Annotated in this window: 11 protein-coding genes and 3 pseudogenes; 5 read left to right on the top strand and 9 right to left on the bottom strand. The window is 68.0% G+C overall.

Features of this window, described 5'->3' with window-relative positions:
- From QCN29_RS36965 to QCN29_RS35260, 5 genes and pseudogenes are all read left to right on the top strand, one after another.
- Positions 1-212 (top strand): annotated as a pseudogene (locus tag QCN29_RS36965) (hypothetical protein); the annotation flags it as partial.
- Between the two features lie 248 nt (positions 213-460).
- Positions 461-814 (top strand): GIY-YIG nuclease family protein, encoded by a 354-nt coding sequence (locus tag QCN29_RS35275; RefSeq protein ID WP_279933303.1) that lies wholly within the window; start codon positions 461-463, stop codon positions 812-814.
- A 233-nt stretch (positions 815-1047) separates the two neighbouring features.
- Positions 1048-1518: a DUF6879 family protein gene (locus tag QCN29_RS35270; RefSeq protein WP_318036766.1), complete on the top strand. Its 471-nt coding sequence runs from the start codon at positions 1048-1050 to the stop codon at positions 1516-1518.
- A gap of 28 nt (positions 1519-1546) precedes the next feature.
- Positions 1547-2397: pseudogene (locus tag QCN29_RS35265) on the top strand (helix-turn-helix domain-containing protein).
- A gap of 400 nt (positions 2398-2797) precedes the next feature.
- On the top strand, positions 2798-5851 hold the full coding sequence (locus QCN29_RS35260) for an NACHT domain-containing protein (RefSeq protein ID WP_279933302.1): 3054 nt from the start codon (positions 2798-2800) through the stop codon (positions 5849-5851).
- Positions 5852-5990: 139 nt separating this feature from the next.
- Here the strand turns inward: QCN29_RS35260 and QCN29_RS35255 are convergent, their stop codons facing one another.
- The 9 genes and pseudogenes from QCN29_RS35255 to QCN29_RS35215 form a co-directional block, all read right to left on the bottom strand.
- Entirely contained in the window at positions 5991-6506 is a 516-nt protein-coding gene (locus QCN29_RS35255) for a helicase associated domain-containing protein (protein ID WP_398860626.1), read from the bottom strand.
- A gap of 85 nt (positions 6507-6591) precedes the next feature.
- Positions 6592-7083, bottom strand: a complete 492-nt coding sequence (locus QCN29_RS35250) for a maleylpyruvate isomerase N-terminal domain-containing protein (protein ID WP_279933301.1) — start codon at positions 7081-7083, stop codon at positions 6592-6594.
- Between the two features lie 132 nt (positions 7084-7215).
- Positions 7216-8338: pseudogene (locus tag QCN29_RS35245) on the bottom strand (IS630 family transposase).
- Between the two features lie 74 nt (positions 8339-8412).
- Positions 8413-9570 carry a hypothetical protein gene (locus tag QCN29_RS35240; protein ID WP_279933299.1) on the bottom strand — a complete coding sequence of 386 codons (1158 nt, stop codon included), beginning with the start codon at positions 9568-9570 and terminating at the stop codon, positions 8413-8415.
- A 925-nt stretch (positions 9571-10495) separates the two neighbouring features.
- On the bottom strand, positions 10496-12334 hold the full coding sequence (locus QCN29_RS35235) for a WD40 repeat domain-containing serine/threonine protein kinase (RefSeq protein WP_279933297.1): 1839 nt from the start codon (positions 12332-12334) through the stop codon (positions 10496-10498).
- Between the two features lie 565 nt (positions 12335-12899).
- On the bottom strand, positions 12900-14786 hold the full coding sequence (locus QCN29_RS35230; protein WP_279933296.1) for an ATP-binding cassette domain-containing protein: 1887 nt from the start codon (positions 14784-14786) through the stop codon (positions 12900-12902).
- A 107-nt stretch (positions 14787-14893) separates the two neighbouring features.
- Positions 14894-15376, bottom strand: a complete 483-nt coding sequence (locus QCN29_RS35225; protein ID WP_279933304.1) for a lasso peptide biosynthesis protein — start codon at positions 15374-15376, stop codon at positions 14894-14896.
- A gap of 5 nt (positions 15377-15381) precedes the next feature.
- Positions 15382-15675 carry a PqqD family protein gene (locus tag QCN29_RS35220; RefSeq protein WP_279933295.1) on the bottom strand — a complete coding sequence of 98 codons (294 nt, stop codon included), beginning with the start codon at positions 15673-15675 and terminating at the stop codon, positions 15382-15384.
- The coding region (locus QCN29_RS35215; protein ID WP_279933293.1) for a hypothetical protein at positions 15669-15867 on the bottom strand (199 nt) is incomplete at its 5' end. The genes QCN29_RS35220 and QCN29_RS35215, both read right to left, overlap by 7 nt.

Raw genomic sequence — 15867 nt, 5'->3', positions numbered from 1 at the left:
GGACCGGTCTCCCTGATCAGCACCCGGGTGGCGGTCCGATGAACCTGGGACTCGACGGCCGGCGCGTGCTCATCACCGGGGCTGCCAGCGGGATCGGCGCGTCCACGGCGCTGGCCTTCGCGGCCGAGGGCGCCAGGCTCGGCCTGGTGGGCTGTCAGGGGCGGGTCGGTTGCGCCGTTGAGAGGCTGCCGTTGGTGATCGACCGCTGGTGACAGCGCTCCAGTTCTCCGGTGACATGTTCCCGGATCGGCCGGTGTCGTCTTTTCCGAACCTCACATCACCGGCTGGCCGAAGCCGATCGCCCAACCGGCGTCCTCAGCCGCCTGTGATCAGCCAAGCCTCAGCCAGGCGCGAGCGGCGGCACAAGACCGCCTCACGCCATACCCTGCTGTCCGCTTCGAGCCCACTGAACGGCGCAATAGGGTGTGCCGTCCTGCCACATGAGAAGAAGGGCCCGACCTTGAAGACCGCTGGTCCCAACCCCGAACTTCCTCGTATCGCGGTAGGAGTCGCCACCAACGTCTACGCCATCGCAGCGATAGGCACATCCATGGTCAAGATCGGAGCCAGCTCCAACCCGGCCGGGAGAGTCACGGCGTTCCAGATCGGCTGCCCGCTGGAACTGCGCCTGCTAGGCAACTGGTGGGGCGGGTCCCTCGTGGAGAACTACCTACACCACGCCTTCGCCACCAAGAGGGTTCGCGGCGAGTGGTTCGACTTCAAAGACGAAGACCCGCTGCCCTTGATCGAAGCAACGGTGGAGAAGGCAGTCCGCTACATTGCCCGCCAGCCACCGAAGATGATCAGATGCTGAGCCCGGATCAGGTACAGACGCGAAACATCCGCTCCTGATCCGCCCGGCACCGCTCCCTCGGGCTCCGCCGACGCGGCGACCCAGGCCGCCTGCCGTCAGGACAGTCCGCCCGCCGATGACGAAGGGATCGTCCGGATCCCACTCAGCATGGTGGAGCAGATCAGGAGGGCGTGCGATGCCGCAGAGGCCGCCAGTGCCCAGCTTTGAGGACCTGCTCGACTCCGCCCAGACGCATGCCCTGCACCTGGAGCTCCGCGACGTCTACGCCGTGGGGGGAGGAGCGGGAGGTCTACGACACCTTCCTGCGTGACGGGAGCGTGCCCGCGGACGACTCGGAGTACTGGAGCGGGTGGCTGCCGCTGGTGGAGAGGACCGTCGCCCGCGGAGTGAAGGTCCGCCGCGCCCGGGTCGTCTCCGAGCCCGTCACCGACTACATCCGGTTCGAGCACGCCATTGCCGACGCCAACTGCCGCGCCGGCGAACAGGTCCGCTGGCTGCCCCGCCGCCGCGCCTCGACCCTCGCCCTGCCGGGCAACGACTTCTGGCTCATCGACGACCGGATCGTGCGCTGGAACCTGTTCTCCGGCGACGGCCAGGCCCTCGAGCCCGACCACACCGACGACCCCGCCGCGGTCAAGCTGTGCGCCGAGGCGTTCCGCGCCGTGTGGGACCTGGCCACCGACCACGCCGACTACCGCATCTGACGGAAGCACACCCAAGGGCCGCCATCTCATGACGAGCGCCTCTCCATCGTCCAGCGCTCAGGGGGCCCGTGAGGCGCTCGCCGTGCGGCTCTCGCACCTGCGCAAGGACGCCGGCCTCACCGGAAAGGAGCTCTCCGCCCGGTGCGGCTGGCATCCCGCGAAGACCACCCGCATCCAAAAGGGCGCGGTCCTGCCCTCCGACGCGGACATCCGTACCTGGTGCGCGGCGTGCGGCGCGGACGACCAGGCCTCCGACCTCATCGCCACCGCCCGCGCGGTCGACTCGATGTACATGGAGTGGTGCCGCCTGCACCGCAACGGAATGCACCAGGTCCAAGAGGACTGGTACGCCCTGCACGAGCAGACCCGCCACTGCCGGGTCTACGTCTCCAACGTGCCCCCGGGCTTCCTACAGACGCCGGCCTTCGCGACCGCCCTCATGGAGCAGATCACCCGCTTCCAGGGCACCCTGACGACGTTGCCGAAGCCGTCGCCGCCCGCGTCGCCCGCTCCCGCTTCCTCTACGAGGGCGGCCACCGCTACGTCGTCCTCCTCGAGGAATCCGTCCTGCGCTACCGCACCGCCGGCCCCGAGGCGATGCGCGGGCAGCTCCGTCACCTCCTGGCGGTGATGCCGCTCGCCTCCGTCTCGCTCGGGATCATCCCGTTCACCGCGCGCCGCACCGTGTGGCCCCTGGAAGCGTTCTACGTCCACGACGACACCGTGGCCGTGGTGGAGACCCTGACGGCGGGGATCAAGGTGACGCAGCCGCGCGAGGTCGCCGACTACGCCAAGGCGTTCGCCGGCCTCGGAGAGATGGCCGTCTACGGCGACACGGCCCGCGCCCTCATCCGGGCCGCGATCGACGCCCTGGAGTGAAGTTCCGCAATTACCCGCAATTTCGTTCGACGCTACGGAGGCGGCGGCCTCCGTAGCGTCGAACGACACCGACGCGACGCACCAGCACACGGAGGAGAGAAACTCGAATCGTGTGCAGGCGGCCTGGTACGCCGTGTCATCGGGCTCGATGACCTGCAGCGGCTCTCGTGACGTGCCGAGATCGAAGGAGCGGCACGGCGCACCTCCCCACGGGCACAGTCGTGCGTGCAGTGCCTGCACGACGCCGAACTCGACGCGGCAAGGACGGCTCACAGGTCAGCCTGAGCGCGTCCCTACTGCGCCCGGGTGACGGTGGGCCAGGCGGCGGGGACGCGGCGCCTTCCGCGGAGCCCGGCAGGTGCATGCTGAAGGCCCTGTTGCACCAGTGTTGAGGTGATCGGTGACCAGCTCGGCCGTGGCGGCGTTCCGCCACATGGAAGGGTTCTACGCTCCGTCTTCCACAGGCCTGCCCAGGAGTGTGCAGGAGAGCTTCTCTGCCCTCGACTTCGAGGTACGCTTCCTGGCCCTCCTAGCGGCCTCGACGCTGCGCGCGATCGGCCTTGACAGCACCAGCATCGGCAGGTCGCCCGGGCTGGGGCAGTGGATTTCCGACCTCCGCGACCTGCGTTGGCGCCTGAAAGACACTGCCCCCGGCACCACTGGGCACTGTGTGAGGGACGCCGTGGATAAGACGCTGGCTCGCTACGAGCAGGGTGTTCCCTCGGCACCCCCCGAGTTTCGGGCGCTCAAGCCCCTCCGTGACCACGTGAGTCACGGAGGGGCGATCCCGCAGGAACTGTCCCCCGACGTGGACGCGCTGGTTCGGGAGATCTCCGGCATCATTGTGGGATTCCTGTCGGAGGCGACGGTGACCCTGACGAATGACGGAAGCCCGGAGTCATGCCCAGTGTTCACCTGGGACGACACCGAGGTGCCGCTGTGGCCCTTCATGTATGTCAAGCCGGACGGCAGCTGGCACGTGTACTCCAACTTCACCGGGGATAAACCGTCCTTCCTCGCCTTCGGTGCCTCGAGCTATCGCTCCAGCCCGGACAGCACGTCCCTCATCGACGCGTTGCATGGGCTCCTGAAACGTAAGAGGACGCCGGAGGATCCACTGGAACTCTTTCGGAAGGAAGTGGAGAACGACCTCAGGGCGTTCGCCGATGTCATCTGCGAGCATCCGCAGTATTTCGAGCATAAACATGGGTTCGGGTACGAGTGGGGAAAGTCGGTTAGCGAGGGAACCCAGCTACGCAGGGACTACTTCCGCCTCGGTGGCGATGGCCCTGAGTGGAAAAGTGAGGACGGATGGACTCCCTACCGCGCGTATCTACGCGAACTGGCCAACTGGCCCATCATCGCCAGTCGGTTGCACTTCAAATTGAAAGAGTTCGAGAAGCAGTTCGCCGAGGAGGAAGCCAAGCAGCTTGGCTGGAAAGCTGACGTCAGTGCCCATCGGGAAGCGCACGTCTTGGTGACCGAGTACGACGGCGAGAATCCTCAGAAGCAGAAGTTCTCCGAACTCATTGACGGTGTTGACGAGGACCTCGGAATTGAGAAGGGGCAGACCCAGGTCGTCTTCGTGAATGGCGAGGCTGGGATCGGGAAGACCCGCGCCATGGTCGAGGCCGCGAGAGACCGAGCGCGGGAAGTTGAACAGAACCACGGCAACGAGCGAGGTGGCCGCCCTCTCTTTCTGTACGTCAGATCAACAGGACGCGTCCTGGATGACCTGGATGCGGCAGTCAACGACGCAGTCGCCCTCACCCAGAACCTCACCGAGACGCGCGTCAAGGCCCTGTGCAGGAACGGGCTGATCGCCCTCCTTATCGACGGCTTTGACGAGTTGCTCGGTGGGGCGGCGTACAGCGATGCGGTCGACTCACTGCAAGACTGGCTCGACGCCCTCGGCGGGCGCGGAGTGATGGTTGTCTCGGCACGTTCCTCCTATTACATGAACCAGTACCGCTCGAGCGTTCAGCGGGCTAACAGGACCGGAAACGCGGCCGTTCGCCACAGGATCGCGGAGGTGCAGCCCTGGAGTTCGGATGACATCTTGTCCTTCCTACGCGACTACGGTCTGTCTGCCTCTCACTTCGAACGTTTGCCTGATCGAGATAAGGAGCTGCTCGGACTCCCGTTTTTCGCCCGGGCCTTCGCCGAAATGTGCCGATCGGGAGAGTATGAGGAGTCCGGCGAGGAGTCCTCGTCCTTGACTGAGCAGCTCCTGAACCACTACATCGTGCGGGAGGAGCGCAAGCTCGCTTACACGGCGAACGGTGACTCAGGGCTCCTCGACCGAAGTGAACTGCGACGGACGTTCGAGTACGTCGCGGAGATGATGGTGGATAGTCATGAGCGCGAGATTGACTCCGGCGATCTAGAGTTGGCCGCTGCGTTTGCTCTGGGGCTGTCCGATGTCAAGGATCTGGACGACCGCAGCGGTCTGCGGGAGCGTCTCCAGGTGCTCTGCGGGCTGACATCCGAGTCGGGCGCCCTTGGGCCCACCCGATTCCGATTTCAGCACGAGGTGTTCTTCGATAACTTCCTAGCTGGTATGGCTACACGCCACCTCCAGGGGCAACGCGTTGATGCGTTCTACCGGCTCTTGGGCAAGGCGGAATGGCGTGCGGCCACCGTGGACGGCGTGGTCGCGGGGGTTGACGCCGCATGCGTCACGAACGCGTTGGCTGGCTTCCCTAACGAGACACAGAGGCACGGTGACTCCCACGACACTGTGGCGGCTACCAACCTAGGAGCCATGTGGGCAGCGGTGATCCGGGCCACCGGGAGCATGCCCGGCAGTCCGATCGTCGGTGCAACGTTCGCCGATCCGCTCGATCTGGGAGAAATCCGCGTGGCCGACGCCAAACTAGTCGGCTGCCAGCTGGAATCGCTGTTCCTCCCATCGAGTGGCAGCTGGCAGCTCAGGCTCGAAGGGGCCAGTGTCAAGAAGATTACGGTCGGCGAGGGGCAGACGGACCTCAGAGGACTGTCTGGCGTGCGGCACGAGGATCTCGTGGAACTCTTGTTCCCCTCGGGCAGCTACTACGACCGCCGACCGGACATTCTCACGGCACTGCTCGAGCACGGTGCCGCGGTCATTGATGCACCCGAGCAGTTCGACGTCGAGGTCCCGGTGCGGGTGGAGGCGGCCCGGCACTATCTGAGGCACTTGCTGGAGTACGCTCAGTCGACGCTGGTCTTGACGGCCAACCGTCAGCCTGACGATCAGCGGCTGAGGTGGACGCAGGCGTACGAGGGCGAGTGGAAGCCCTTCGTCGACAACTTGCTGGACGCTGACCTTGCACGACTTGAAAATATCTCCGCGAGCGGGAGCAGGAAAGTCCGGCTCAGGCTGAAGGCCGGCTCCAAGAACATCCTCAACGAAGCGTCAAGGGACTCACACGTCCGCAGGTTCTGGGAGGCAGTGAAGGAGCAGGAGCACTGAATGGCAGAGTGTCCTGCGCGGTCGTCAGCAGCGTGAATCACCGTTCGGCCGCGCCAGCAGGACCTGGTGGGGGTGGAGCGGACGTGGAAGCGCGGGCGGGCAGCCAGCTGGATGGCCGTTGTCTTGTCGGTTTCGCAGATCAGGTGGACGTCCAGCGCATGCCGATGGCGGATAGCTGTTCGATTCGCTCCGGGGGCAGCGTCGCGGCCCGGCTCCGCTGGTTCCCGATCCACGCCCCGAGCCGGAGCTCCCGCTCCTCCTGGTCCTCGCCCAGGACGATGCGTTCGACGTGCTTGAGCGGGACCTGGAGGTGTCCTTCGCGTTCGTAGAACTGCTTGGCGGCCTGGTAGTTCAGCGCCCATTTGTCGGCTTGTGTACGGCGCGGGGGCGGTTTCTCGTCCTCGGTCGCGGGGGTGATTCCGAGGACTTGTTCGCACATCCACTGCTGCACGGTCGTGAGCTTGTCCCAGCCGAGCCGCTGCGCCCGTACCCATCGTCCGAGGTCTTCGCCCTGGTGCACGACGTTGCCGGGCTCGGTCGGCAGCTCGCCGCCGGCGGCACGCTCCGAGCTGCGCCACCTCGCCCGCGCCCACGGAGCCGTCCAAGCCGCGTGACCGGTCGTCTTCTTGCGGCCAGGAGCACGAGGTTGCGGCAAGGGTTGCGCATATCTGTTGCGCTGAGGGTTGCGCCAAGAGTTGCGCTAGTGCTCTGACCGGGAAGGTTCGCCGGGGTCAGCTCGATCAGTCCGATCGTGCTGCTTCCCACCTCCATGAGTTTTGGCGAGGGAGGCCGTCGAGTTCTCCGCGGCCGGTGCACCAGAGGAGTACCCGGGTGGGGTCTCCGGGCGGGGCGGCGGGGAAGAGCCGGTTGAGTACTGCTGCGCTCAGCGGTGCTGGTGGCAGCCAGTGCACGGACAGTCCCTGCGTGATGTCGTAGGTGTGCAGCAGGGTTTCGGCGACGCCCATCGCCGCGAACCCTTCGGGGTCGCACGGGCCCCAGTGCCAGGCCCTCAGGGTCGGGGTGGCTGTGGCCAGGGCGCTGCTGAGCAGTCCGCCGCAGGCGTTGACGGCCTGGAGTACTTCGGCCGGCGAGGCGGTGGGGCGAACGTTCAGGTCGATGGGAAGGTAGGCGTCGTCGGGTTGAGCTGCCAGCTGCCCTGCGTAGGCCAGCAGGTCGTGGCCGATGTGGGCTGCTGTTTGCCAGCAGGTCCATTCGAGCGGCCCCGCCGGCACCGTCCAGTCCTCGGCGGTACGGGGCCGAGCACCCGCAGCATCTCTGCCACGGCGGCGTCGACGTCCTGATGGTCCATGCAGAGCTCCTCGCGGTCCGTGTGGTGGGACTGGGCTGTGCCGGCTGTCGATCCTTCACGCCGCCGGGCTTCTGGCACGTCCGCCCCAGCGGATGCCCTTCTCGCTGCGGATGCGGGCGCGTTCTCGGCGTTGTGCGGCGAGTACGTCGGGGTGGCGGGCGTTGGCGTTGCGCCAGCGCAGGTAGCGGTGCAGGGCCCGGGTCTGCGCGGGGTGACTGCGATGGTGGGAGTTGGCCAGGGTGAACTGCCGCAGCGGTCCGAAGTGGGCCTCGATCGGGTTGGCCCAGGAGGCGTAGGTTCGGGGTGAAGCACAGCTCGACCTTGTTCTTCTTCGCCCAGCGGCGAATGTCCGCGCCGGTGTGGGCGGAGAGGTTGTCCAAGATGATGTAGATCGGGGCGCCGTCGGGTCGGGCGGCGCGGATCGACTTCAGCGCCGCCAGGGTGTTGGCGGTGCCTTTGCGACGGCGGTTGACGCCCCACAGACGGTCGTCGCCGACGGAGTAGCAGCCGTGGAAGTAGGTGACACCGTGGGTGCGGCGGTAGGTCGCCGGCAGCCGGCCGGGCTTGCCCTGCATCGCCCAGCAGGAGCCCGCGGTGGGCCGGATCCCCAAGGGTCCGAACTCGTCGAAGGCGAAGACCCGGTCGGGGAAGCGGTCCAGCACCTGCTCGATCCGGTCGAGCTTGGCGTCGCGATCGGGGTCGGGCGATTCCTTCCAGGTCTTGGTGCGCTGGAAGGTGATGTCGTGGCGCCGGAGCAGGCACCGTAAGGCTTCCCGGCCGATGCGGATGACACGTCCGTGCACTTTCCGCAGGTAGGCGGCGAGTTTCCGGATCGACCAACGGGTGAAGGGCTGACCGAGCCTGGTGGGGCGAGTGGTGGCCGTCCGGATGACGAAGTCCTCGTCGTCAGGGGTGAGCAGGCGGGGACGGCCTCCCGCCCACTGAGGGTCCAGACAGGCCAGACCGATCTCGTTGAACCGGTGGATCACATCGCGCACGGTGTCCTCGTCGGCCTGCACCAGCTGGGCGATCACCGGCACACGGTTCCCGCCCGCCGAGGCCAGCAGCATCATCGCGCGCCGATAGCGCACAGAACTCGTGCTGCCCCGGCGCACGATCTGCTGCAGCTTCTGCCCCTCCTGGTCGGTCAGTCTCCGTACACGGACAGGCTCAGCCACCGCGCCTCCAGCGGTCGAATGGACGTCACCGCACATCCAACCGTCGCGACCACCAACCCGGCGAACCTACGCGGTCACAGCACTAGGAGGAGGGGCGGCGGAGCCAGCGGGTGATGGCAGGCCAGCCGGATCCGTACCTCTTCGTCATCGTCCAGCGCCAGTGTCCCGACGAGCTCTGCGGGCAGGCCGAGCCAGCTCGCCGCAACCCGGCGGAGCACCGGTTCCTCGGACGCCGCGCAGGTGGCGTACCAGTCGGGCGACGGCTCGGTGGCTGGCTTCGTGATCGGACAGGTGCAGTCGGGACCGTGCCCGATGACCCTGTGGACCGCCTGGAATTCGGCCCAGGTACGGATGGAGGGCTGGAGGCGGGCACGCATCCGCACGTCCTCGTCCGGATCCTGCCTCAGCTCCGCCGCCTCCGGTCCCAGGTCGGGCCGGGTGGCGATCAGCCTGCAGATCTCTGCATCGGGGTGGCGGGCGAGCCGGGCGAGGGCGTCGGCCGGTGTATGGCGGTTCCGGGCCAGCGGGTGCACCGCATCGTCCGCGAAGCACTGCTCGACGACCGCAGGTGACAGGGCACAGGTGCCGAGCACGAACGACGTGCTGCGTGATCCGATGGATGGCAGGTCGGCCTCCACCGCCTCCGGGTCCAGCTCCCGGCTGACCTTCCTGGCTGCTTCCCGTACGGCGGGGTCGGGGTCATCGAGCAGGGCCTTGCGCTGCACTGCGGTGAGCGACTGCCACTGAGAGGTGGCGTACAGACGGAGTACGGGGTGGTCGTGACCGGCCATGACCCGCGGGAAAGACGGAGGGATCTGCCGGGAGGACCAGAGCTCCCCGACGAGTTCCTGTTTGGTGACCCTGCCGTCCTCGCCTCCGTCCTGGGCGGTCAGGAGGGTGACGAGGATGTCGTCCGGCAGGGGCCGGACCCACCGGGGCTGGGGCCGGGTGCCGCCGGCGAGCTGCGCACGGACGAGTCCCGAGGGGTCCGATGCCAGGGGAGCGAGTCGTGCGGGGTCGACGTGCCGGTTGCCGGCGAGGGCGCGGCGGATCCGCCTGGCCGGGTGGCGGAGGGCTGCGTCGGTGACGGCGCCGGGAAGGTCGCGGCCCTCGCACATCAGCAAGCCGGCCTCGCCAGCCGCTTCGTCCAGGAGACGGATCAGTACGTCGGCGGGTGCCGCCGTGTTGAAGGCGATGTCGCGCAGCCACAGTTCACGGAGAGAGTCGGACACCACGTCATCCTGCCACCGTGCCAGAGCCTAGCTCGTCGTTCCTCAGCAGATCAGATGGTGCTGCGGGCGCACATCACGGCGATGGATGTGAACATGTCGAAGATGTTTGAGGCTGTATTGGGGCAGGGCCCCTGGGGCGCAGCCGGGTCGGTCGGGGAGTCCGCTGCGGTGACGCTGCGACATGGAACTCGGCGTTGTCGACGGGGGGTGTAGGCCACTTCAAGCAGGTCACTCGCGGCCAGTTCGCATCGGTCCGAATGCCCGGCGGTGCCAGATGGGTGCCGCCGGGCCGGTTGAGTCGGACTTCCTTGCTCGCAGGTGATGTAGGGTCCGCGACCTGATGCGCACAGCTTCCATCAGAAACGCCTGAATCCGGTCGGCGTGCGCACTGGCCATGTCTGTGGATACTGCCCAATCGCCGATGCCGTCAGACGGGAACGAACACAGAGGATGCACACTCATGTGATCGGCTTGGCCCGCTCCTTTTGAACGTCCGGCGCGCCGGTCACGCTCCACGCTGTGCCACCTCGCGCCGGGCGCGCCCAGGGCACGCCCGGCGACCGAGCCGTGCCTGGGCCGAAATGTTGCGCCCGATCCACCCGAGCGCGAGCCTGAGAAGAAGGCTGGTACAAAGACCTTGTTTGGGTCACGTTGCGTTGCTAACGCGCGACCTCGAGGTCGCCGACATCCTGAGCCACGACATCTGCAGCGGACGCCGACGCATGTGGCTCGGCCTTGGGTTCGGCGCGGGCCGGGCTGCCTGCCAAGGACCTCTGCGGCTTCAACACCCGTGCTGACGAAGGCCGTCGAGGGGGCGGCCGACACGGACCCCGATCACACCACCAAGTACATGCGTGCACCCGGGCGGCGTCCGGCCCCCCTCACGCGGTCCTCGGTGGTCGGCTGGTAGGCGCCCGAGGTTGCTCTACGTCGGACAAGTAGAACTGATGTCCCATACGGCCGCTGTCTTATCGATGCTGCCAGTGGCCAACCGGGTGCCGTCGCCATTGAACTCCATGCCCCACACCATGTCCTTGTGCGCCACTTCGATCAGCCGCTGACCGGTGGCGGCATCCCAGACTGCCGCGGTCTTCCCATGACCCGTGGCCAGGCGAGTGCCGTCCGGGCTGAAGGCCACGGCGCCTGCATTGTTGCCCCTCTGCGGAATGTGGTGCAGGCGTTCGCCGGAGGTGACGTCCCAGACCGCTAGGGAATCCTCGGAAAAGGTCGCGAGGCGAGCGCCATCGGCGCTGAACGCCAGACCGTGGGGGGTGGCAGTGTCGTGGTGTAGGAGCATGAGGCGGTTGCCGGTGCCGGCGTCCCACAGCAGTGCCGCGCGTACGCTGCCGGTGGCCAGGCGAGTGCCGTCCGGACCGAATGCGACGCAGGAAACCGAGTCTTCCCCATGCTTAGGGAACTCGAGTAGCTGCCGACCGGTGGCAGCGTCCCACAGCAACACGGTGCCCAACTGCGGAACGGTGGCCAGGCGAGTGCTGTCCGGGCTGAACGCCAGATGCTCTACCGTGCGGCCGTGGGCGATCTGCAGCAGTCGTTCACCTGTGTCCGCGTCCCACACGACCGCTGTGCGCTCGCCGAGCGTTGCGGTGGCCAGGCGGGTGCCGTCCGGGCTGAACGCCATGTCCTTCAGGGAGTCCAGCAACCAGTCACCGATTTTCTGCCGCCACAGAAGCTCTGAGCTGTTGGCGTCGCGTAAGTCCCAGACGCCAACACGGCGACTGGATCCCGTCGCCAAGCGTGTGCCGTCGGGGCTGAAAGCCACCCGTGTTGTCCACTGTCCGACCTCAATCCTGCGTGGCGCCACCGGTTGCAGGACGGGTGGGGGAGGTGTTGGGGTCACTGCGGACCGAGAGAGCAGATCGGCAGCGATGATCTTCGTAGCAGGCTCGGTGGGCACAGAGGCCACGTCGGCGCTACGGGTGCTGACGGCGGTGGCCACGGCCGCAGGCAACCAGGCGGCGGTGGCCAGCACTGACGTGACGTCATCGCCCAGTCGCGCCGCCTTGGCAAGCCGGTCTAACAGCGCAGCGACTGTGGGTCGGTGCGCGGGCACCTTGGCAAGGCAGCTCCTCACAAACTCCTGCAAAGCTGCTGGAAGCTGATGCAAGACGGGTTCTTCATAGACGGCCCGGAAGTTCACTGCATGTGGGAGTCCGGACCCAAAGGGACCAGCCCCTGTCGCCGCGAAAGTCAGCACCGAACCCAACGAAAACACGTCGCTGGCCGGACCGACAGCGCCTCCAGTCACCTGCTCAGGCGACATGTACCCCGGTGTTCCGATGGCCATCCCGGTGTGGGTCAAAGCACTCGCCTCAGCGGCGCACGAGATACCGAAGTCGATCACTCGCGGGCCATCGGCGGCCAACAGCACGTTCGACGGTTTCAGATCCCGATGGATCACCCCGGCACTGTGAATGGCTTCCAACGCCTCAGCCAAACCCGCGCCCAGAGCCATCGCGGACTCCTCGGCCCATGCCCCATGGACACGCACCGCCTCCTCCAGTGACATCCCTGGAACATACGCCGTTGCGAGCCACGCCGGGGACTTCTCGACTTCTGCATCCACCACCGCTGCGGTAAAGAAGCCGGCCACCCGGCGAACTGCCGCGATCTCCCTGGCGAACCGGCGCCGGAAGTGGGGGTCCTCTGCCAGTTCGGCGCGAATCACCTTCACAGCAACCGCCCGGCCACTCGTTGAACGTCCCAGATACACGCGGCCCATGCCGCCAGCGCCGAGCCGCGCCATTATCCGATAGCGCCCCACCTGCCTTGGGTCCTCTGGCTCCAGGCCTTCGAACGCTCCCACTCCACGCCCCCCATCCCGCCGCGGCCACCCATTGTCCTCGCCCACCGTTATGCAGCACAGCCGTTCGGTCCTGCATTCACCCGTCCAGGGGATGCATGGGAGGGCATAGCCGCCAGCCAGCCGGTCGGCCCCACCCCGGAATCTCTGGTGGTCACGCCCGTGCCGAGGCGTTCGACCTTGGCCGACGCTGCCGTTGTCGTTGTCGTTGTCGTTGTCGTTGTCGTACCAGGCTGTCATCCTCCACGGTTGCGCCATGCTCTCCCGGCGAGGTCACAACGAGATAACAATGATGGGGCCGTGCTGAGACAGTCCCCAGCCCCGAACTCTGCCGTCGAACCGTTCTCATTGGCGGGGCAACTGAGACAGTTCGGGGCCTGAGACAGCCGAACTGTTCCTATTGATGAGAAACTCTTGCGGTTCTGCCTCTCGCGATGCGTCGCCGCAGGTCAGCGGCTTGCGCGATGGAAGTCGAAGAGTTTCCCATCAATAGAGGTGAGGGAACGGATCAGTCGCGGTCTTCCTGCAACTTCAGCATCTCGAAGAACCCCCCCGCCTGGTCGATCAGCTCGTCATACGTGCCCATCTCAGAGATTCGGCCCTGGTCGAGGACGATGATCCGGTCGGCGAGGCGGGTGTTGGCCAGTCGATGGGTGATGAACACGGTCGCCCGGCCGTCGGCGAGGGCCTTCAGGCGGGTGTAGATCCGGTGTTCGGCGCGGGCGTCGAGCGCGGCGGTCGGCTCGTCCATCACCAGCACGGGGGCGTCACGGTGGAAGGCGCGAGCGACCGCGATGCGCTGCCACTGCCCGCCGGAGAGGTCGTGCCCTCCCCACCAGGAGCGGGCCAACGATGTGTCCAGCCCGTGCGGGAGGGCGGCGATAACGCTGTCGGCGCCGGCGGCATCGGCAGCAGCGTGTACGGCGGTGTCGCCGTCGGGGCGGGGCTGACCGAGGGTGATGTTCTCGCGGGCGGCCAGCGGCCAGCGCGTGTAGTCCTGCGGCACGAGCGCGACCTGGGCGAGTACCCCGGCCGGGTCGGCGTCCGTCAGGTCCACCCCGTCCCACCGCACCGAACCGCTGGTGGGGAGGAACAGGCCGGTCAGGATCCGGGCGAGGGTGCTCTTGCCGGCGCCGTTCTCGCCGACCAAGGCGATGACTTCGCCGCGCTTGAGGTCCAGGTCGATGTCGTCGAGCGCGGGGGTGTCGGCACCGGGGTAAGTGAAGGAGACACTCTGGGCGGTGATGACCTGCGGCCCGTCCTCGGCGACGGCAGCCGTGCCGCGTCGGGCCGTCCACGGCTTGGCCACGGTGAGGAAGCGGGCCCAGTCGTCCAGGGACAGCGAGGTGCGGAACAGCCTCGCCCCGGCCCTCACCGTCGTGGCGAGCGCCACCCCGGAGGTCCGCACCGCCAGGGCCGCGGTCCCCGCGACGGCGAGCTCCATGCGGCCGGTTGCCACCAGGAGCACGAGCACGCCCCAGGTCGCGGCGGTGCCCACCGCGGTGAGCGCGTCGCCGATGCCCTGGACCGCCAGGGCCTTGCGGGTGGCCTTGAGCTGTTCGGCCTCTAGGCGGCCGGAGACGATCCGGTACTGGCGGATCAGGAACCCGGCCATGGTGCCCGCGCGGACCTCATCAGCGGTGTTCCGCTCGGTGGTGTACGAGCGGAAGACGTTGCGCAGGCGGGAATCGGCGAGATTGCGGTGATGCGCGGTGTGCTCGATCCGCGCCCCCCGCACGGCGCCCCACGCGCACGGCACGACGGACAGGACCAGCAGGGGGAGCATCACGGGGTGCAGGACGGTAACGACGGTCGCCGCGGCGGCCATCTGGGCGGCGGCGGAGGTGAGGAGCTGGGCGTCGAGGATGAGGTCGCCGGTTTTCTCCGCGCCATCGGATGCGGCGGCGTGGACGTCGGCGAAGTCCGGGTCCTCGTACGCCACCAGCTCGGCGGCCGTCGCCGCGGTGATGACTTCCAAGTCTGCCTCGCGTACGGCCTTCGGCGCGAGCCGGGCCGCAGCGGCGCGGGCGGCGGCGTCGAGCAGGTAGCGCCCGCAGGCGGCGATGGCGAGCACCATCACGGCGGTCAGGTTCTGGCGCAGACCGGCGGCGATGTCGCCGCCGGTGAACACGGCGGCCAGCACGCGGGTGGTGGCCGCGAGCGCGGTCGCGGTGAGTGCGGCGGCGGCGATCTGGCAGCCGAGCAGGGCCAAGACGGCACGGTGGTCGGTGCGCCAGCCGAGGCGGGCCGCCTCGGCGAGGGTGCGGGGCAGACGGCGCGCTATCGCCCACGTGGACAGGTTGACGCTCGCCTCGAAGTGCCGGCCGGAGGCCAGGCGCATCACGGGCGGCTGGCCCGCGCCGGTGACGGGCGGCGAGGTAAGGGAAGAACTCACGCCCCCCATGAGGGAGCCGGACTAGGCGGCCGGGCAACGGGATTGTTCTGCAGGTTCCGCATCGGCCCAGGTCGCCCGGACCAAACGTCAGCCCCACCGCCCGGCTTTCACTCGTTCGAGTGAGGTCGTGGTCCGGGGTGGGGAGGCACTGGCCAGCCCCGGACCACGGCAGCCCAGGGCTGTCTATGGCACGGACAGGACCGGCATCCACGGCCGGTCGACCGCGTCGCCGATGTCCCGGCCGCCGCGCCCTCGGGAACCTCGGCCCACGCATGCGCGGCGTCCGGGAGGAAGCGGGCGCCGAGCACCCAGCGGGCCCGGCGGCCGGTCAGCACAGTCGCAAGGACGGTGGCGAGACTGATCTCCATACAGGCAATGCGGCCCGGCCACCAAGAGGGGATCACCGCCAGCACCGCCGTATAGAGGGCTTCGAGGCGGACCAGGCGCGCGTACGGCAGGCCGTGCAGCAGCCGTACGGCGGCGAACTGCCAGCGCAGCGGCCACCGGCTCATCGCCAGCGACAGGGCGAGCGCGACGGCTGCGGCCAGGCGGTCCCGCCGCGGCGCGGTGGGCCGGGCGGTGGGGACCATGGCCGTCACCGCCGCCACCTCCTCTTTCGCCGGGCCGGGCGGGCGGTGTCGACGAGTACGCCGGTGGTCACCAGCGCGTTGACGAACGCGGTGATCTGCTCGCCGACCTGCTGCGGGTCCTGGCCGGTGGGGACGGCGATCTCGTCGGCGAGTCCGGCGGTGCCGCCTCGGACGGTGACGGCGTGCCAGATCTTCGAGGCCTCCGGATCGAGCATGAGCCATGTACCCCGCCGGATGTCGAGCACCGCCGTGCCATACGGGCCGGTGGCGTGATGGACGTGAGGTGCGGGGGTCAGCACACCGTCACCTCCTTGCCGACCGTCTGGCCGGTCAGCCACCAGCACGTCACGATCAGCTGGTGCAGGTCGGCGATCACCGTGGCGTTCTGGCCCCGGGCCGCTTGCGCGAGCGCGGCGCGGACGGCCGCGGGGTCGATGAACCCGCCGGCCGCGAGCGGACTCGACGCGATCAGCTCGTCGAGCAGGCCCTGG

The sequence above is a fragment of the Streptomyces chengmaiensis genome (genome assembly GCF_029846775.1).
In the GTDB taxonomy this organism is placed as follows: domain Bacteria; phylum Actinomycetota; class Actinomycetes; order Streptomycetales; family Streptomycetaceae; genus Streptomyces; species Streptomyces chengmaiensis.
Note: the sequence above shows the minus strand (reverse complement) of the source record. Positions and strands in the feature narration are given on the sequence as shown.